This is a genomic window from Kitasatospora azatica KCTC 9699, from assembly GCF_000744785.1.
GTDB classification, from domain to species: domain Bacteria; phylum Actinomycetota; class Actinomycetes; order Streptomycetales; family Streptomycetaceae; genus Kitasatospora; species Kitasatospora azatica.
In genome coordinates this window covers 1,855,295-1,872,191 of record NZ_JQMO01000002.1, presented here as the reverse complement: position 1 = coordinate 1,872,191, position 16,897 = coordinate 1,855,295, and the positions used below count along the sequence as shown (strand labels likewise).

Sequence of the window (16,897 nt, the reverse complement as noted above, 5' to 3'; positions counted from 1 at the left end):
CCTGTGTGACACACACGATGGGGAGAGTGCAGTGACCGCTACTGAACGGGGGAACCTGCCCGCCGCCTTCACCGGCTTCGTGGGTAGGCAGCACGAGATCGCCGAGATTCGCCGCCTGCTGTGCACTCGGCGGTTTGTGACGCTCACCGGCATGGGCGGGGTGGGCAAGACGCGGCTGGCACTGGAGGTGGCCGCCGCGGCCCGGGACGCGTTCCCGGACGGGGTCTGGCTGGTGGACCTCGCCCCGGTGAGCGGCCCCTCGGCGGTGACGGCCACGGCGTCCAGCGCACTGCGGGTCCCCGACCTCGGTGCCCTGCCCGTCCTGGACCGGCTCGCCGGCTACCTGGCCGAGCGGCGGGCCCTGCTGATGCTCGACAACTGCGAGCACCTGCTCGACGCCTGCGCCGAACTGGCCGGCACGCTCCTGGCCGCTGCTCCCGAACTGCGCATCCTCGCCACCAGCCGTCACACCCTGGACGTCCGGGGCGAGCAGGTGTTCGCCCTCCCGCCGCTTCCGGAGGACGAGGCGGTGGAGCTCCTGCGGGACCGCGCCACCGCCGTCCGACCGGACTTCCGCGTCGACGAGGCCGACCGCCCGGCGCTCGCCCGCCTGTGCGCGGATCTGGACGGGCTGCCACTGGCGATCGAGCTGGCCGCGTCCCGGCTGCGCACGCTGTCCGTCGGGCAGCTCACGGAACGGCTGGAGAACCGCTTCACGCTGCTCACCGGCGGCAGCCGATCGGGCCCGGTCCACCACCGCACCATGCGCGGGGTGATCGACTGGAGCCATGAGCTGTGCACCCCGGCCGAGCGGCTGCTGTGGGACCGCCTGACCGTCTTCGCCGGCGGGTTCAGCCTGGATGCCGCGGAGAACGTCTGCTCCGGTGGCGCCATCACCGGCGCCGAGGTGCTGGACCTCCTCGACCGGCTCGTCGCCCAGTCCGTCGTGCTGACCTACGAAGTCGACGGTCTGCCGCGCTACCGGCTGCTGGCCACCATCCGGGAGTACGGCCGGGAACGGCTCAGGGAGTCCGGTGAGCAGGACGAACTGCGCCGCCGCCACCGCGACTTCTTCCTCGCCCTCGCCGAGCGCGTGAACCGGACCTGGTACGGGCCTGGCCAGTCCGAGAAGCTGGCCGGACTGCGCGTCGAGCACGCCAACCTGCTGGCCGCCCTGGACTACGACGGCGATCCGCGGCCCCGGTTCGCCCTGGCCGCCGACCTGTGCTGGCACTGGTGCACCGGCGGCTTCCTCAGCGAGGGGCGCCGCTGGTTCGACCAGGCGTTCGCCGCCTCGTCCGAGCCCAGCCCGGAGCGGGCCCGCGCGCTCCTCTCCGCCACCTGGGTCGCGCAGACGCAAGGCGACCTGGCGACGGCCGACCGCTGGCTGGACGAGGCCGACGCGCTGGGGGAGTCGTTGGGTGACGCTTGGGTGCGGAACCAGGTGAGCGGGCTGCGCGGGGTCTCGGCGCACTACCGGGGGCGGCCCGAGGAGAGCATCTGCCGGTATGAGAATGCCTGGAAGACCGCGACGGCGCTGGGCGACGAGCGCGAGGCGGCCTCCTGGCTGGTCGCGCTGGCCGGCGGCCTGGCGTACACCGGCGACCCCAGGGCGGCGGAGACCGGCGGACGGGTCGTCACCGCCGCCGAGGCGAGCGGCGAGCGGTGGGGCCGGGCCCAGGTCCTGATGGCCCTGGGCCACGACGCCTGGGCCCGAGGCGACCGGGAGCGGACCGAGGCCCTGGTCGGCGCCGCGCTGGAGAGCATGCGGGGCTTCAACGACCACGCGATGCTCGCCAGGATGCTGGAACTGCTCGCCTGGGCCGCTGCCGACGGCGGTAACCCCTGGCGAGCCGCCCGGCTGCTCGGTGCGGCGGCCGTCTTGTGGCGCGACGCCGGCAGCTCGATCTCCGCGTTCGGGCCGCAGCTGGCCGAGCAGCACGCCCGGTGCGAGCGGGCCGCCATCGACGCGCTGGGCGAGGCGCCGTACGCCAAAGCCTTCGCCGAAGGCGGCGCGCTCAGCACCCCCTGCCAGGCGGTCGGCTTCGCCCTGGCCGCCGAATCCGACGGCGGCACCGAGCCCGGGGAGAGCGCCCCGCCCGTCCCCGAGGAACCCGGCCACCAGGCGCGGGCCGACACCGACCAGCAGCCGGGTGCCGGCACGGTCCGATTCGGCGACCTGGTGTACTGCTCCGCGTCACTGGAGGTGTACCGGAGCGGGGAACGCGTCCACCTGACCACGACCGAGCTGAAGCTGTGGCGCGAGTTCGTCGCCTCCCCCGGCACGGTGCTCACCCGGGAGATCCTGCTGGATCGGGTCTGGGACTACGCCTGGTCCGGCGACAGCCATGTGGTGGACGTCCAAGTGATGCGGCTGCGCGCCAAGATCGGCCGCGACCGCATCGAGACGGTCCGCGGCTTCGGCTACAAACTACGCGCCTGAGCCGGGAAGGCTCGTCACCCACCCGGCCGCCGCCAGGCGCCGCCCCAGGTCGGACAGCCGGTCCGGCTCGTCCTCGAGAAGGAGGAGCAGGGCCGGCTCACCGCCGCTGGCACCGGCGATGTCGCCGAGGACGAGCATGAGGGTGTTCAGGGCACGGTCCGGCTCGTCCGCGAGGAGCCCGCCGGCCCGCCGGACGAGGACGGTCGGCGGCGCGCCTGCCCGGCCGGTCGTGGCGGCTCTCGACACGGTCTCCCGCAGGCAGTCGCGAAAGGCGTTCCAGTTGTGGCCGAAGTAGGCAGGGAAGCCGAGCCCAGCTGCCCAGGCGGTGAACAGGCCGTGACTGGTACGGCAGTTGGAGCCGTCCACGGCCCAGGAAACCGGAACGTTGTCCGCTGACTCAGCCAGGGGGCGGATCCACGTGGTCGTACCGGCCATTGCGGTTCTCTCGCTCTCGGTTCTTGATGGCGGGGCGGGGGTGCGGCGGATGGGTCAGTCGTCCGCCGCACCCCCCGATCTGTAAGCGTTCCCCGTGCCTAGTAGTGCCTAGTACCGGCCCAGGTAGTTCCACGACTGGTAGTGGTCGAACGTGGCGAAGGTGTCGCCGTTGTTGGTGTTGCGAACGATCCGCCGCGCGTTGCGCGGGACCTGCGCGTTGGGGTAGTAGTCCATGTCGTACTCGACGTAGGGAGAGTAGTGCGTGTTGCCCCAACTGTCCCGGTAGGTCCCGTACGCCTGGAGCGGCGAGACGCCCCGGTGCTGCTCGAACGCGGAGAGGTTGTTGTCCCAGTCGTTGAACCTGCCGCCGTAGTAGATGAACTGGATGGGGTGGTTCGGCTCGGCGGGTTCGTAGTATCCGAGCCACCGGTCGCCGGTCGCCTCGCCGGGCCACCCCGCGTTCTGCTGGTAGGTGAGCCAGGCGTAGGTGTTCCCCTGGTTGTAGGTGTGGCTGCCCCAGTCGATCCGGTGGTTGGCCCAGAAGTCCGCCGCTTCGAGCGCGGCGTCCCAGTCCCACGGGCTGACGCCGGCCGGCGGGTTGTTGCAGGTCTGGGTGCAGGCACCCGACGGCGGCTGGGCGATCGCGGTGCCGGCTTCGGCGACCGTGCCGCCCACGAGGGCGAGCAGCACGCTCGCGACGGTCAGGACGCGGTGTCGGCCCTTGAGCCGGGGCTTCGCACGGTGGTCCGCGTCGGACGCGGACGCCAGGGAAAGAGCGGAGGACATCAAGTCTCCTTGGCTAGTTCCGGTGTGTCCCGGAGCTGTTCCCCCCGGGTGCTGCCAAGGAAATCGGTCGTCCGTGTCAGTGGGCTCTCCGTCGGATCACAGCTGCCTGGCGGACGGAACTGACACCCGGTCGTGAGAAATGCGGGAGGGGCCCGCGGGCGATCGGGCGGGAATTGTCCTTCAGGCGCCGGCCAGCTCCGCGTTCGCCCGCTCCGTGATCAGCGCCAGCACGCGGCCCGTGGCTGCGAGATCCTCGGCCGGATCCGACTCCAGCAGCTTCGCGGCCGTCAACTCCTCGACCGCGCAGGGCGAGGCTGCGGGGTTCGAGGAGTTCGTCCTCGGCCTGGCGGAGTTCGTGCTGCCAGCCGGAAGAGCTGTTGGCCGAGCTGAACCGCCCCCGGTCCGTCGGGTAGCGTCGAGCGCTGAGCTGGTGGCCAGGGTCGGGACGGCCGCCGCGGCGATCTACCGCACATGGGCCAACACGGCTGCAACCGTGGACTTCCCGGCACCGGTGAAGCCTGCGAACTGGACAACGCTCATGGGCGCCTATCGTCGACCAGCCGCAAGGCGGGGGCAAGGCCGTGCCTGACTGTCACCGTTGCCTGGGAGACTCGTTCGGTGATTCCGAAGCTGCCCTTGGACAGCCCTCGTTGGCGTGACCTTGACGGTGTGAAGGCCGAGGAGGTGAAAGCACTCCTGGAGCAGTTGGCCTCCGCGGCTGACAGCGAGGACGGCGATGCGTGGAGAAGGAGCTGGACCTCCCTGACCGGTGGTCTGCTGGACGACGCGACCGTCTCCGACGGCGCCTACGCGGCCCTGCCGCATCTCGTCGAGGCGGCAGCGGCCCTGCCTTCGGGGCAGTCCGTCGACTTCTGGGTGGACCTGGGCTGCATCGTGACCGCAGAGGACAGGCCCCCCGTGCCGGCCGACCTCGCGGCAGGGTTCAGCGCCGCATTGCGGGCTGCCGAGGGGGCCGCCATCCGAAGCCTCCTTTCCGCCGGTGCTTCCGCCCAGGACTGCGCCCAACTCGTGCTCGCCTGCGTGGCGTTCGCCGGCCACCACGCGGGCGACACGCTGTGGCGGCTTCACGGTCTCCGGGAAAGCAGCCTTCAGCTGGTGTGTCCCGGGTGCGAGAGCGACACCGAGATCCCCGATTTCTTCGTGGACCCGGCGCGTCCGTCCTCTGAGGCCCCGGAGTTGCCTGATCCCGCCCACTTCCGAGCGGGAGAGCATCCCTGGGGCGAGGTCGCCGCGGCCTTGCGGGACGAGGCGCTCGGGGAGGGGTGGGAGCCCTTCCTGCGGGTGGCACGCGAGGTCGCGGCGGCCGGGGTACCCCGCGAAACGCCGGGGCAGGCCGTCCTGTGCCTGGTCGCCGGCATGGTCGCGGTCAAGGGCAGCCCGCAGTGGGCCGGGAGGGAATGGGCCCGCAAACTGATGTTGCTCACCGGACACTTCCGCTGCTGGGACTGCGAGCGGACCTGGACGATCGCCGACGGCCTGTCGGAGAACCCGGACGGCGCGCTCCCCCGGCACCGTCCGACGCAGGCCTCCACGGACTTTGACGGGTCGCCTGCCTCGGCGGAGTCGGCGACCGCGACGGCGACGGCCGGCCGAACACGTGGAGCGGCGACCCGGTTCAGGCAGGACGGGAACGTGGTGCTCGCGGCCGACGGCACGCCCTGGGGCCGTATCGCCGTGTTCTCTGATTCGGCGCCCGGTCCGTCCGGGTCCGGGGGTGTCGATTCACTGACGGTGGTGTCCCGCCCCGGTCGGCCGATGCTCGTGGCGGGCGCCGGGGAGAATGGCGTGGTGTACCTGTGGGACGTGGCGGACGGCCGACTCGTCCATGACCCGCTGCCAGTCCATCCTGACCGCATCCGTTCGCTGACGGCCCTGTCCCTGCCCGACGGCCGCGTCCTGCTGGCGAGCGGTGGCGACACCGGGACGATCGCCCTGTGGGATCCGGTCACCGGGCAGCCGGTTCGCGAACCGGCCGGCGACTGGCCCGGCGGGGTGACCGGAATGTGCTCCGCGACCGTCCCCGACGGCCGTACCCTGCTCGTCACCGCCACCCCCCGAGGTGCGGTCCGGCTGTGGGATCCGAACACCGGTGAGTGTGTCGGGCGCCTCAATCCCTATGGCAGTCCGATCCAGTCGATCGCCGCCGTCCCGATCTCCGCCGGCCACACGCTGATCGCGGCCGCGGACACCGCAGGGCGCCTTCACGTGTGGGATCCAGCCATGGACGACCCCTGGGAGCCGGGCGCGGCCGTGCAGCTGAGTGCCCGTGCGCTCGCCGGTGCCGACCACCGTGTGGCGGCTGTCGCGGCGGTGCCCACCCGCGACCGAACCGTGCTGGCCACGGGAGACAACCGCGGCGTGGTCATGCTGTGGGACCTTGCCACCGGTGCCCCGATCGGCGACGCTCTGCCCGCCTCCGCAGGCACCGCCGGCGCGTCGGTCATCACCGCCACCACCCTGCGGGGCGGGCGCACGATCCTGGTCACCGGCACCCGCCACGGTCACCGACTGCGGGTGTGGGAACCGGAGACCGGTGCGGTGGAGCACATCGCCCTGGATGTGGCACTCACCTGTCTGGCCGCCGCGGGTGCGGACCTGATCGTCGGACACGCGCTCGGAGTCCTCGGCCTCCCGCTCAGCAGGCAGTGAACGCGGCCTAAGGTGGGTTCTCGTGCCCTTCACGTTGAGCCATGCGGCCGCGGTCCTTCCCCTCCTGCAACGCGGCCGGGGGCGCGGACGGTTGATCGGATCCGCACTCGTCTTCGGGGCGATGGCACCGGACGTGCCGTACTTCGCCGGTGCCTTCGCCTGGGGCGACCGGGCGCACGCCTGGTGGGCGGTGCCCACGCTGGACGTGGCGATCTCGGCGGCGCTGGCCGGGGTGTGGCACCTCGTGCTGCGAGCACCGTTGACCGCTCTGCTGCCCGCACGCTGGGCCGGCGCGGCCCAACGGCTGACGCGCTCTCACGGCCCTCGGATCCCCTGGCCCAAGGCTCCCTGGTTCGCCCTGTCGGCGGCGATCGGAGCGACCACGCACGTGTTCTTGGACGGGTTCACCCATCCCGGGCGGTTCGGGACACGGCTGCTCCCGGCACTGGAGACCACCCGGATCCTCGGCGAACCGCTGTACGCCGTGCTGCAGTACGGCTTGTCGGTCCTCGGCCTGATGGTGCTGGGCTGGTCGGTGCTGCGGGAGTTGCGCCGGTCCGCGCAGGCCGGCGGCCGCCCGGAGGTGGTTGCGAGCCCGGCGACCCGCCGGCTGGTTCTCGGCCTGACCCTCCTCGCGGCCGTTCTGGGCGCGGCCTACCGGATGGCCGAGTGGAACCGTCCCGGTCTGCCGCTGCTCTCCCTGATCCCGGTCATCGCCTTTGGTGCGGTCACCGGCGTGGCCGGCGCGCTGGTGCTCTACTCCCTGGTCGCGTCCCGGCAGCGCGGCTGAGCGGCGACCTTCGAGATCCCCTCGCGGAGCGCCTCCTTGCCCATGTCGTCGGCCCCGATCGCGCCCAGCGCGTCCACCAGCGGCTGGAAGTACACCTGGGGGAAGTACGCGGCGTCGCTGTCGGCGTAGTCGGGGACGGCCAGCTCGGACCACTCCACCTCGATCGGCACCTCGAACGCTGCCGCCTCGTCGATCCGCGACTTCCAGCCGGGGTAGTCCTCGTTCTTGAACCGCTCGGCGCTGATGCTCCCGACACGCTCTCGGGGCGATCCCGGCCGTAGGCCGGGGCGAGTTCTTCGCCTGCCGTGATCCTTCCGGTCGCGGCACCGGGGGACATTCGGCCCGGGCGTTCGACCAAAGCGACCGGCCGAACCTCCTCAACCGTCTCAACCGAGGCGATCACGTCGCTCATCAGGTGCTCTTCCCTGATCGGGAGATGCTCCGGCCACCGAACGGACCCACCGCCGACGAAGTGAGGAACAGAGTCCTCCGGCCGGTGAAATTATGTATTCGATTTACGTAGTTCTACTGGCGCCTCCGGAAGGCAACGTTGGGAGACTCGCCCCATTAGCTTCCTGACGGAGCCGTGGTGTCACGCCGGGGAGCTTGCTGCCTCCCCACTGGGGCAACCGTCCCAGCGGTCCAACGGGTAGCGAACGCTGTCTAGTAGAGCCCAGCAGAACATAGGAGAGTCCTCCGTTGGTTTCCAAGATTCGTGTCCTTCTGGGCATGCTCGTGCTCTTGGCGCTGGCCGTCGGCGCCATCGTCCTGCTCGCGGCCATGAAGGCCGATGCCACCTGGTTCACGATCGTTCCTCTCGGCATCCTCTTCATCGGCGCGTCCGTCCTCCGGTCGCTCGGATGGTTCGGCAAGAAGGCCGGTGACTGACCACGCGGCTCGCAGGGCACGCAGTTCTACTACGGCGCCCTGCTCACGGGGCAACAGCAGGTCCGTCCGCCAGGCTCATCCGAGTCGTAGGGACTCAAAATGGCCCCGTGGTCCCGGAATCGGCTCGGGCGGGGCGGGTGGTGCTGTGGGAGGAGTCCGCACGGGACGGCGCGCAGGCCAAGACGCTGATGGACGCGGACTTCCGGGTGCGCCTCGCGCGGGAGCAGGGGCGGTCGTTGGCACAGTGGCGGCACGTCGAAGCCCCGTCGGGTAGGTGACCTTTCCAGGTCGCCTTCGTTCGACGGGGCTTCGTTGTGTACCGCTGCGGCTCCGGCGGACATCGTCACACCGCCGTGGCCTGCACACCCACAAGATCATCCCGGCTGTGAAGCTGCCCCTGGTTCGGGTGTGCCGGTGTCTTGCTGGTGGTTGTTCAGAAGTGGAGCATCCACTGGAAGTCGGACTGCGCGTTGCTGATGTGGACGTGGCTGCGGGTGCCGTAGGCGAGGGGGTTGTTCCAGTTGTATTCCTCGACGTCGAAGGAGCCGTCGGAGTAGACGGCGTTGACGTAGGCGACGTGGCCGACCTTGTGGACGTCGTTGACGGCGATGGCACCGACGCTGGGGGTGGTGTTGACGGTGACGCCGACGCGGCGGGCGGCGTCGTCCCAGGTGCCGGCGTTGCCCCAGGTGGTGCCGCCCCAGGAGTTGCTGAAGTTCGGGACGCCGAGACGGCTGGCGATGCGGTATGCCGCGAAGGCGGTGCAGTTGTCGGCGGCGAAGCCGCGGGTGCCGTGGTCGAAGTCGTCGGTGGGGCTCTGGTTGCCGGTGCCGCCGCCACCACCGCTGAGGAACTGGTGAGAGGCCTCGTTGTTCTTCAGCGTGGAGTTGAGGTTGCCCTTGGCGCCGGGGGCGAAGTCCTGGCTGGCGCCGCCGAAGCCGCTGTTGAAGTAGACGCGGACGGTCTGCCCGGTGCGGTTCCACACCGATGCGGCGTTGTTCTTGACGCAGACACCCTGGCCGTTTCCGGCGCCCTTGAACTCGTAGCAGCTCGGCTGGGTGGCCCCGTAGTCGCTGACGGAGCCGGTGAAGTCGGAGACCGAGCCGGCCTGGTCGCTGTTGTAGTAGAGGCAGAACTCTCCGGAGTCGCAGACTCCGTCGCGGCCGGCGGCGAAGGCGGGGGCGGAGGTGGCGCCGATGAGGGGGACGGCCATGGCCAGTGCGGTGCCGGCGACGGTGAGCGCGGTGCGTATGTTCTTCAAGGCCTACTCTTTTCGTGACGTGTAATAGATGGGTTCTTTGGTCGTGCTCGGGTGGTGCCGTGCGCGGTCAGTGGGTGCGCTGGTACTGCTCCCAGGTCTGGATGGGGATGCGGGGGCCGTCGTCGGCGGCGTGGTTGGCCAGGCCGTTGAGGCCGAGGTAGTAGTCACCGGTCTGGTTCTGGGCCTGGGTGGACAGATCGGTGTCGCTGATCGCTGCGGCGTGGATGTGCCACGGCCAGTCGCCCTGGGTGGGGTTGCGGACCCAGGCGGCGAACCCGACCTGGCGCAGTGCCTTGGCGACGGCGGTGCGGGTGCTGCTGGACATGCCGTCGACGTTGATGTCCACGACGCCACCGCCGTCGTGGGTGCCCGCGGAGGTGGGATCGCCGCCGGGGTTGTAGGAGCCCTGGGACAGGGTGAGGTGGAAGCCCAGGAGGCGTTCGGCTTCGGCGAGCATGTTCTGGGTGCGGGTGTCGATGGTGTATCCGTCGCGCTGCAGGCGCGCGCCGGGCCCGATCTGGTGGGTGACGGTGTATCGGCCCTGCCCGAGCGCGGTGAGGGAGGTGGCGCCGGGCAGTCCGTTGGCGTCCAGGCCGGTGTAGCCGAGGGAGCGCTGGAAGGCGGCGTAGGCGGTGGTGGTGCTGGTGCCGAAGTAGCCGTCCACCCAGCGGGCGTCGAGGAAGCCACGGGCCTGCAGAGCCTGCTCGACGGCCAGGACCGAGTCGTGGGCCCCCGGAGTCTGCGTGCTGTCGGCGCGTCGGGGATCGATCTGGGCAGCCAGGACGGTGGCTTCCATGTCCACCACGGGCAGCGCGGTGGTGGTGGCCGCCGATGCCTCGGCAGAGGACGGCGGGGTCGCCGCGTGGGCCGGTGCGGCGCTCAGCACCAGGCCGCTCAGGACGGCGACGGCCGCGAGCAGTCGGGTTGCGGTGTTGCGGGTCTTGATGGCGGATGCCATGTGGTGGTTCCTTCTGGTTCGGTGGAGGATCGGCCCTGACCTCGTCCCGGTGTCGGGCACCGGCGGGTGAGCGGGCAGATGGAGGGCTCCCGGCTGGGGCAGCGCTCAGCGGCACCGCTGGTGGGTGCGGCCGTCGCTGGCGTGGTTGCTGCGGAGAAGGGCGTCGTCTGCGCAGGCGCGCTTGCCGCTGCCCGGCGAAGCCGGGTGAGTGGTACGAGAGTTCAGCCGTTGTGGGACCCGCGCCATGGCGGTCGCCGTGGCGCCGAGGGGTCAGCAGCGGACGTCGGTCTTGACGGCGACATCGCCGGGGTAGGGAATGGGGCCGGTCCCGTTGAAGCCCAGGGCCTGGGTGCACTGCGACAGGGTGGCGGCGCCGGAGGACCAGATCTCCACGTCGTTGTGGCCGCACATGGGGTCCTGGACGTCGTGTCCGCCGTTGGTGACGATGGCCGCGCACTCATCCCAACTGCTGTGGGAGGACCGGTAGCTCTGCCACACGTACAGGTAGGAGTAGTTCTTCCCGCAGCCCTTGTACTGCTTCACCGACGCGAACGTCTCCCCGCCGACGTTGAGGTAGGCGGTGCTGCCGATCTGCGTGACGCTGGAACAACCGGACGGAGTGGAGGCCTGAGCGGTCCCGGGAAGCGCGATGAGCGCCGGCACCGCAAGGGCCGCAACGGCAGCGATCTTGGTCAGGATGGGCATACGCATGGCGAAGCAACCTTCTTTCAGGGAATGGGAATGGAGGAGATGCCCTCGGCCGCCGCCAGGGCGTTGGAGTGAGCCTGTGCCGCGGACGGGCCGGACTGCCGAGTCCCCGGTGCCGGGTTGACGGGGAGGTCCGGTTCGAGTCGGGTCACGTGGCGCCGGTCCACCCCGCCGGCGCAGCCGGCCAGGGACCTCGGGGCACGCGGACACCGGCGGATGAGGCGGAAGAGTCTGTAGTGACGATCGCTGCGCCGGCGATCAGGGCTGTCGCGGTCGGGCGCGTTTTTTCCGAGCGGACATCACGCGTGCTCGGCCGACCCGAGGTGTTCGGGTGGAGGCGGGCAGGTGGTCCTCAAGCTCTCGGTGCGACCGCGCTCATGTGGCCAGGAGAGCCGTGGGCTTGGTTCGTGGAGGTCTTACGTGAGGACGAGGCGCCAGCCGTGCAGGGCCGGCGTGTGCTGCAGAGCGCGTTCGCAGACGCGGCGCAGGTTCGCGGCTGCCGCATCCGGAGTGGCTGCGATGATCGCGGCAGCGATGCGACAGCGGTTGAGGTCGACGCGGGTGCGGATGTGCTCCACCCGGTCTTCGTGTTGGCTGTGCACCCAGATCAGATCGGTGACCGCTTCAGCCGTCAGCTGCGATGGCGCCGGATCAGGACAGATGAGAGTCACCGCGACCAAATGCACGGAATCCGGTCAACTCTGTGAGGGCGGTGCGGGGCGACTGCTGTCCCAGTCGAAACCCGAGCCGGTGACGGTGCCTTGGGCGGCCGAGCGATCTGCGACGACGCCGCTTGCGGCGGTGGCGCCCAGGCCGAAGGTGAATGCCACGACCATGGCAGCGCATACGATGCGTATTGAGTGACCCACGACTGTTCTCTCCCCTGTTTCGTAACCAATGCCGTGCCCGTGAATTGTTCGCGGAATTCGTCCCGGTTCTCGTCCCGGTTCTTGTGGCGCTTTCCGCTGCTGAGAAAGATCCTGCCGTCCACGCAAGGCGATGTCACGGCTACAGAGATGGCACCAAGTCGCTTGGCAGCTAGGTGCAAGATCATTTAGAAGTCAGGGTGGTGGCCGCAGACGGTACGGGGACCGTGAGGTGCCGGCGGCGATCGTGTTCGCCGTGACGTCCGGGTGTACCTGGGCCCAACTGCCGCCGTGCCGACGTCCATGGCAGCCAGGCCCTGATACCGCTCGTCGACGCCATCCCACCGATCCGCTCGCGGCGCGGCCCGGGACGACGCCGGCCGGGCAAGCTCCACGGCGACAAGGCCTACGACCACCGCTTCATCCGCACCCACCTGAGACGACGCCAGACCCCAGCCCGCATCACCCGCTGCGGCATCGACTCCTCCCGGCAGCTGGGTCGGCACCGCTGGGTGATCGAGCGCACCAACCGCCTGACTGGGCCTCTTCTGCCGACTCCACCGCCGCCACGAACGAAAGCCCGACCACTTCGCGGCCTTCGCCGGTATTGCCGCCACTGTCATCTGTGCACGTAAAACCGCCAAATCCGAAAGAAGACATTGCGTCTCCGGCCGCCATGCATCGATGATGATCATCGACATCGAGAGGGGGAGCGGTGCTGCAAGCACTCGGACTGAGCGCGCTGACGGAGAACGTCTACAGGACCCTGCTAGCCGAGCCGGACTGGGGGGTCGACCGGATTGCCGCCCACCTGCACCTGTCGGAAGCAGAGACACGTGAAGCACTCGACGAACTGCTGGAACTGACGCTGCTGCGGCCCGCGGCCGACTCCCATGCTCTGCGGGCCGTCAGCCCGGAGGTCGGACTGACCAGGCTGCTCGCCCACAACCAGAACCAACTGCTCTTTCGCCAGCAGCAATTAGAGAGCACCCGCACCGTGATCGCGGCCCTTTCCGCCGAGTACATCGACCGACGACCCGATGACGAGATGGTCCTGCGGCTGGACTCGCTCGAAGCCGTCCGCGACCGCCTTGAGGAACTCGCAGCGACCGCGACCGAGGAATGCCTGTCCTTGATGCGCGGGGGAGCCGTTCGCCCCGATTCCATTCAAGCCGGCAAACACCCCAACCAGGTGGCACTGGAGCGCGGAGTGGTCATCCGCAGCATCTTCCAGGACAGCTTCCGCAACGACCCCGACACCCTGCGCTATGCCCGATGGTTGGCCGATCTGGGCGGTTTGACGCGCACCGTGCCGCTACTGCCGATCCGACTGGTAATCGTTGACCGCAGCATCGCTCTGGTCCCGACCGACCCCAGTGACGGCCGCCGCGGCGCACTGGAACTGCGCGGTGAGGCCCTCATCCAGCCCTTGTGCGCACTGTTCGACGAACTGTGGCGCAGCGGAGCCGACTTCGGTCAGCCCGTCGCCCGTGACGATCGAGACCTCACCGGGTCCGAGCGCGCTCTGCTGCAACTGCTGGGCCATGGCCACACGGACCAGTCCGCCGCCCGCAAGCTGGGCCTGTCCTTGCGGACAGTGCGGCGAATGATGCAAGACCTGATGAATCGTCTGAACGCCGAAAGTCGCTTCCAAGCAGGGGCCGAAGCCGTGCGGAAGGACTGGCTGTGACCCCGAAGCAGCGGCCATGACCCCTAAGCAGCGGTACCGACACCGAGCCAGGCCCTGGCAGCGCCTGCTGGGAACCGGCGTGGCGCGATCCTGGACCGGGCCGTCCGCCGCTCCACCGATGCGGTGATCTGCCGCCTGCGCTCCCGCATCGTCATCCCACGCTGATCCGGCCGGCCGGACCGCCGGGGAGCGGATAATCAGGGCATGACAGAAGCTCAGCGGCCAGCGGACTGGCGGGCCCGGAAGAAGGCCGCGACCCGCCAGACTATCCAGGAGCAGGCCACCCGGCTCTTCCTGGAGAAGGGCTTCGACGCCACTACGGTGGAGGAGATCGCGGCCGCCGCCGGTGTCTCCCACATGACCTTCTTCCGGTACTTCAGGACCGAGGAGGAGGTGGCCGCGAGCGACGACTACGACCCGCTGATCGGCGGCAGATCATCGGCCAGTACGCCGACGCGGGGGTGCGCGACATGATGCTGCTGCGCGGTGACCCGCCGGGCGACCCAGGCGGCTCATGGGTCGCACACCCGCAGGGTCTGGGCTATGCCGCCGAACTGGTCGACCTGGTCCGCCGGACCGGCCGGTTCAGCATCGGCGTCGCCGCCTTCCCCGAACGGCACCCCCGGTCCCCTGACTGGGAGAGCGACATCCGCCACGTCGTGGCCAAGTGCCGGGCATGCGCCGCTCGCGGCCGTCCACCAGCACCTGGCGCGGCGCCGCCGACCGGTCCTCCGGACCGAGCACGCGGTAGCGGACCAGAGCCTGTGCTGGTACACCGACCCGGCGCAGGCGGCGGATCTCGCCCAGCCCGGTGACACCGGCCAGGTAGGCGACCAGCCCGCCGAGGGCGAGGAACACCGCTAGGCCGACCATTGGACCCTCAGCCCTCCTCGGCCGGGGCTCGGCGGCGCGGTCGCTCCTTCAGTTGGCGAGGCTGTCGAGCGCGGTTGCGGCGTAGTGGGGCCAGGCGTGGGCGTGGGCGACGGGGATGGCGACCCAGTCCTTGAACGGGCGGTGCTTGCCGGAGGGGTCGAAGAGTTCGGCTACGGGCAGGGCGAGGGCCTCGGCGTGGGCGGGCGTGCCGTCGCCGAGCCGGAAGGCCAGCAGGTCGGCCTTGAGACAGGCGAAGGCCTTGCCGTGGGCCTTGAGGGCGCGTTTGCCGAACATCGCTCCGACGGTGGCACCGCGAGGGGCGAGGTCACTGGCGATCTCGTCGAACAGGTCGTCAGAGGGCATGCGTCGGGTCCTCGCTCCTTCGAGTCGAAACGTCTCGCGACATCCAACCGGCATGCGGCCCGCCTGTGCCAACCCGGCCACCATGGCCGTGTCATCGATGCGCGGGTGCCGTACCTCGTCAGCCTCGTCAGCCTCGGCGGCCTCGGCGGCCTCGTCGGCCTCGTCGGCGGACCCGGGCGAGGTCGCGTTCGCCGACGGCCCGCTACTTGGGTGGCAGGGTCGCCGCGAAGGTGCGGCCTTGGTCGATCCAGTCGCCGAGAGTCGCGTCCTCGGTGAGGGCGGAGGAGGCGACGAGGATCCAGCCGCGCATCGGGCGCCCGGTGACGTCGAAGAGGCGGACGCCCGGGCGGGCCAGGGCCGCGTCCGTGTCGTCGGGGCCGATCCTGACGATGAGTTCGTCGCTGTGGACTCCGACGGCCATGTTGCCGTTCAGGAGGAACGCGAGGCCGCCGAACATGCGTTTCTCGGTGAGGCCGGGGACCTCGCCCAGCTGTTCGCGGATCCGCTGGGCCAGGCCTTCGTCGATGGCCATGGCAGCCTCCTAGAGGGTGAACAGCGGCTGTGGCACGCCGGTCCCCGTCGGTGGTCCCCGACGCACGGGAGGTGTTCGCGCAGTTCCTCCGCCAGGGAGGTGCGCCATCGGAGCCGCCGCGGCAGACCGGCGGGTTCGCACACGGCGAGTAACGTCGGTAGAGCCGGAGCAGCTCGCTTCCGCGCCGTCCGTTCGCCGGCGCTGTGCCCCGATGTCCTGACGCACCGTCAGGTTGTCAACTCTGCTCGGTGCGGGCCCAGATGGCGTGCAGGGATCCGGCCAGCCGCTCGGGCTCGATCCGGTGGGGCGGGTCGAAGTGGTGCCGGTCCTCGAATACCTCGAGTTGGAAGTCCGGGAAGACCTTCGCGAGTCGGGCCGCCACTTCCCCGTACTCGTCGGGATTGCTCAGGCCGCCGAGGGCGAAGTACACGGGTTTGTCGAAGGCGGTGAGCCTGCCGCGGTCGAGGTCGTAGGTCTTGAACGTCTTCAGGAAGGCCCGGATGCCGGCCGGGCGCTTGGCCATCCAGGGCGGCGGGGGACCGGGCGGCGGCGGAGGTGGCACCACCTCGGGCTTGACGCCCAGTCGCGTGAAGGCGGCCATGAACTCCCGTGGCGGCAGTGCTTCCAGTTCGTCGTACTGCGCCCAGAGTGCGGTGTGCTCCGGGCTCCAGTCCCAGCTTCCCGCCCAGGCCGGCTCCAACAGCGCCAGGCTCGCCAGTCGCTCGGGGTGCCGCTGTGCGACGGCCAGCGCCGATGCGCCGCCACCCGAGTAGCCCACGAGGTGGAACGTGTCCCACCCCCGTGCGTCGGCCTCGCGCAGCAAGCCCGCGACCTCGGTGTCCAGGCTGTAGTCGGCCGGCGGTTCGTCGGTCGCATACAGCTCCAGCTCCTTCGCGACGGCGTCGACGTCCGGGCCCAGAGCAACGATCAGCGCACCGTAGGCGAGGTCCGCCGGGAGCACGCTGCCAGGCAGCAGGATGACCCTGTACGGCTTCATAACCTCATCCTGACAGCTGCCGACCCGCCTGCAACCGACGTCGAGAGCCTGGCCGGAGATGACCGAGCACGACTGGGAGAGCGACGAGTGGCCCGGGGCGGCCTCGCGCGACGGTACGGACCGGACCACGGGCTCTTCGCCCTTGAATCGCGGCCTGACACTGCGGAGCCGAGACTGGAGGGAGAAGCCCCCGTGTCTCGGTGAGGAGCACGTCATGTCCGGTCTCGTACGCAAGAGCCTCGACACGCCCGAGGAAGTCCGTCCCTTCGAGCAGAACGCGGGGAAGGTGGAGCTGGTCAACCTGGACGCCGGAGCGGTGGGCCGCGGAACCTTCGAGCCGGGATGGAAATGGTCGAGTCATGTCAAGCCCATTGCGGGAACGGAGAGTTGCCAGGCCTCGCACATGGGCTATGTGATCTCCGGGCGGATGAACATCGTCATGGACGACGGCGAGTCGGCGGAATTCGGCCCCGGCGACTTCATGATCTGCCCGCCGGGGCACGACGCCTGGGTCGTGGGCGACGAGGCCTGTGTCGTCATCGACTGGCAGGGCTTCGCCGACTACGCCAAGAAGTGACGCGGGCGCGCGCGGTGGTGGAGTCGATGCGGCCAGGAACAGGTCCCTTATTCGTCCCTA

18 protein-coding genes and 2 pseudogenes are annotated in these 16,897 nt (G+C 70.1%); 10 read left to right on the top strand and 10 right to left on the bottom strand.

The window, feature by feature from the left end:
* Positions 1 to 31: 31 nt before the first annotated feature.
* The gene (locus BR98_RS42270; RefSeq protein ID WP_063774729.1) at positions 32 to 2,443 is read left to right on the top strand and encodes a winged helix-turn-helix domain-containing protein; all 2,412 of its coding nucleotides are present in this window, start codon (positions 32 to 34) and stop codon (positions 2,441 to 2,443) included.
* Here the strand turns inward: BR98_RS42270 and BR98_RS36155 are convergent.
* The gene (locus BR98_RS36155) at positions 2,432 to 2,809 is read right to left on the bottom strand and encodes a barstar family protein (RefSeq protein ID WP_198042145.1); all 378 of its coding nucleotides are present in this window, start codon (positions 2,807 to 2,809) and stop codon (positions 2,432 to 2,434) included. The genes BR98_RS42270 and BR98_RS36155 overlap by 12 nt on opposite strands.
* Before the next feature lie 177 nt (positions 2,810 to 2,986).
* A complete protein-coding gene (locus BR98_RS08765) occupies positions 2,987 to 3,664 on the bottom strand; it encodes a hypothetical protein (RefSeq protein ID WP_035841536.1) in 678 nt (225 codons plus the stop codon).
* A gap of 471 nt (positions 3,665 to 4,135) precedes the next feature.
* On the opposite strand from BR98_RS08765, the gene BR98_RS08760 reads away from it, so the two are divergent.
* Both BR98_RS08760 and BR98_RS08755 read left to right on the top strand, forming a co-directional pair.
* The gene (locus tag BR98_RS08760; protein ID WP_232247291.1) at positions 4,136 to 6,334 is read left to right on the top strand and encodes a WD40 repeat domain-containing protein; all 2,199 of its coding nucleotides are present in this window, start codon (positions 4,136 to 4,138) and stop codon (positions 6,332 to 6,334) included.
* A 22-nt stretch (positions 6,335 to 6,356) separates the two neighbouring features.
* Entirely contained in the window at positions 6,357 to 7,124 is a 768-nt protein-coding gene (locus BR98_RS08755) for a DUF4184 family protein (RefSeq protein ID WP_083976167.1), read from the top strand.
* Here BR98_RS08755 and BR98_RS08750 read toward each other — a convergent pair.
* Positions 7,091 to 7,294 (bottom strand): hypothetical protein, encoded by a 204-nt coding sequence (locus tag BR98_RS08750; RefSeq protein WP_051969469.1) that lies wholly within the window; start codon positions 7,292 to 7,294, stop codon positions 7,091 to 7,093. The genes BR98_RS08755 and BR98_RS08750 overlap by 34 nt on opposite strands.
* A 529-nt stretch (positions 7,295 to 7,823) precedes the next feature.
* Between BR98_RS08750 and BR98_RS08745 the strand changes: the two genes are divergently transcribed.
* Together BR98_RS08745 and BR98_RS39085 are read left to right on the top strand one after the other, a co-directional pair.
* The gene (locus BR98_RS08745; RefSeq protein WP_035841535.1) at positions 7,824 to 8,012 is read left to right on the top strand and encodes a hypothetical protein; all 189 of its coding nucleotides are present in this window, start codon (positions 7,824 to 7,826) and stop codon (positions 8,010 to 8,012) included.
* A 107-nt stretch (positions 8,013 to 8,119) separates the two neighbouring features.
* Positions 8,120 to 8,290 (top strand): hypothetical protein, encoded by a 171-nt coding sequence (locus tag BR98_RS39085; RefSeq protein WP_198042191.1) that lies wholly within the window; start codon positions 8,120 to 8,122, stop codon positions 8,288 to 8,290.
* A gap of 155 nt (positions 8,291 to 8,445) precedes the next feature.
* Here the strand turns inward: BR98_RS39085 and BR98_RS37660 are convergent, their stop codons facing one another.
* From BR98_RS37660 to BR98_RS08725, 4 genes are all read right to left on the bottom strand, one after another.
* Positions 8,446 to 9,273 carry a CHAP domain-containing protein gene (locus tag BR98_RS37660; RefSeq protein WP_198042144.1) on the bottom strand — a complete coding sequence of 276 codons (828 nt, stop codon included), beginning with the start codon at positions 9,271 to 9,273 and terminating at the stop codon, positions 8,446 to 8,448.
* 67 nt (positions 9,274 to 9,340) lie between these two features.
* Positions 9,341 to 10,231 carry a peptidoglycan-binding protein gene (locus BR98_RS08735; protein WP_051969468.1) on the bottom strand — a complete coding sequence of 297 codons (891 nt, stop codon included), beginning with the start codon at positions 10,229 to 10,231 and terminating at the stop codon, positions 9,341 to 9,343.
* Positions 10,232 to 10,501: 270 nt separating this feature from the next.
* On the bottom strand, positions 10,502 to 10,942 hold the full coding sequence (locus BR98_RS36150) for a hypothetical protein (protein WP_157537514.1): 441 nt from the start codon (positions 10,940 to 10,942) through the stop codon (positions 10,502 to 10,504).
* A gap of 413 nt (positions 10,943 to 11,355) precedes the next feature.
* Positions 11,356 to 11,625, bottom strand: coding sequence for a hypothetical protein (locus BR98_RS08725; protein WP_157537512.1), 270 nt, complete (start codon positions 11,623 to 11,625; stop codon positions 11,356 to 11,358).
* A gap of 370 nt (positions 11,626 to 11,995) precedes the next feature.
* Between BR98_RS08725 and BR98_RS40985 the strand changes: the two are divergent.
* The 4 genes and pseudogenes from BR98_RS40985 to BR98_RS40980 form a co-directional block, all read left to right on the top strand.
* Positions 11,996 to 12,441, top strand: a pseudogene (locus BR98_RS40985) (transposase); the annotation flags it as partial.
* 79 nt (positions 12,442 to 12,520) lie between these two features.
* Positions 12,521 to 13,495 carry a helix-turn-helix domain-containing protein gene (locus tag BR98_RS08720; RefSeq protein ID WP_035841531.1) on the top strand — a complete coding sequence of 325 codons (975 nt, stop codon included), beginning with the start codon at positions 12,521 to 12,523 and terminating at the stop codon, positions 13,493 to 13,495.
* A gap of 204 nt (positions 13,496 to 13,699) precedes the next feature.
* On the top strand, positions 13,700 to 13,969 hold the full coding sequence (locus BR98_RS08715; RefSeq protein ID WP_051969466.1) for a TetR family transcriptional regulator: 270 nt from the start codon (positions 13,700 to 13,702) through the stop codon (positions 13,967 to 13,969).
* Positions 13,915 to 14,178: pseudogene (locus BR98_RS40980) on the top strand (methylenetetrahydrofolate reductase); the annotation flags it as partial. The gene BR98_RS08715 and the pseudogene BR98_RS40980, both read left to right, overlap by 55 nt.
* Positions 14,179 to 14,416: 238 nt before the next feature.
* Here BR98_RS40980 and BR98_RS08710 read toward each other — a convergent pair.
* From BR98_RS08710 to BR98_RS08700, 3 genes are all read right to left on the bottom strand, one after another.
* The gene (locus BR98_RS08710; RefSeq protein WP_035841530.1) at positions 14,417 to 14,731 is read right to left on the bottom strand and encodes a hypothetical protein; all 315 of its coding nucleotides are present in this window, start codon (positions 14,729 to 14,731) and stop codon (positions 14,417 to 14,419) included.
* A 202-nt stretch (positions 14,732 to 14,933) separates the two neighbouring features.
* On the bottom strand, positions 14,934 to 15,263 hold the full coding sequence (locus BR98_RS08705) for a TfoX/Sxy family protein (RefSeq protein WP_035841528.1): 330 nt from the start codon (positions 15,261 to 15,263) through the stop codon (positions 14,934 to 14,936).
* 235 nt (positions 15,264 to 15,498) lie between these two features.
* The gene (locus BR98_RS08700) at positions 15,499 to 16,260 is read right to left on the bottom strand and encodes an alpha/beta fold hydrolase (RefSeq protein ID WP_035841526.1); all 762 of its coding nucleotides are present in this window, start codon (positions 16,258 to 16,260) and stop codon (positions 15,499 to 15,501) included.
* Positions 16,261 to 16,474: 214 nt separating this feature from the next.
* Here BR98_RS08700 and BR98_RS08695 point away from each other — a divergent pair, with 214 nt between their 5' ends.
* Complete coding sequence (locus BR98_RS08695; protein ID WP_035843680.1) at positions 16,475 to 16,837, top strand: cupin domain-containing protein; 363 nt, start codon at positions 16,475 to 16,477, stop codon at positions 16,835 to 16,837.
* The last annotated feature ends 60 nt before the right edge of the window (positions 16,838 to 16,897 follow it).

Bases quoted from the DNA above. Each gene is read 5' to 3' on its own strand.
- BR98_RS08765 (WP_035841536.1), bottom strand. From the start codon at position 3,664: ATGTCCTCCGCTCTTTCCCTGGCGTCCGCGTCCGACGCGGACCACCGT.
- BR98_RS08760 (WP_232247291.1), top strand. From the start codon at position 4,136: ATGGGCCAACACGGCTGCAACCGTGGACTTCCCGGCACCGGTGAAGCC.
- BR98_RS08735 (WP_051969468.1), bottom strand. From the start codon at position 10,231: ATGGCATCCGCCATCAAGACCCGCAACACCGCAACCCGACTGCTCGCG.
- BR98_RS36150 (WP_157537514.1), bottom strand. From the start codon at position 10,942: ATGCGTATGCCCATCCTGACCAAGATCGCTGCCGTTGCGGCCCTTGCG.
- BR98_RS08715 (WP_051969466.1), top strand. From the start codon at position 13,700: ATGACAGAAGCTCAGCGGCCAGCGGACTGGCGGGCCCGGAAGAAGGCC.
- BR98_RS08710 (WP_035841530.1), bottom strand. From the start codon at position 14,731: ATGCCCTCTGACGACCTGTTCGACGAGATCGCCAGTGACCTCGCCCCT.
- BR98_RS08705 (WP_035841528.1), bottom strand. From the start codon at position 15,263: ATGGCCATCGACGAAGGCCTGGCCCAGCGGATCCGCGAACAGCTGGGC.
- BR98_RS08700 (WP_035841526.1), bottom strand. From the start codon at position 16,260: ATGAAGCCGTACAGGGTCATCCTGCTGCCTGGCAGCGTGCTCCCGGCG.
- BR98_RS08695 (WP_035843680.1), top strand. From the start codon at position 16,475: ATGTCCGGTCTCGTACGCAAGAGCCTCGACACGCCCGAGGAAGTCCGT.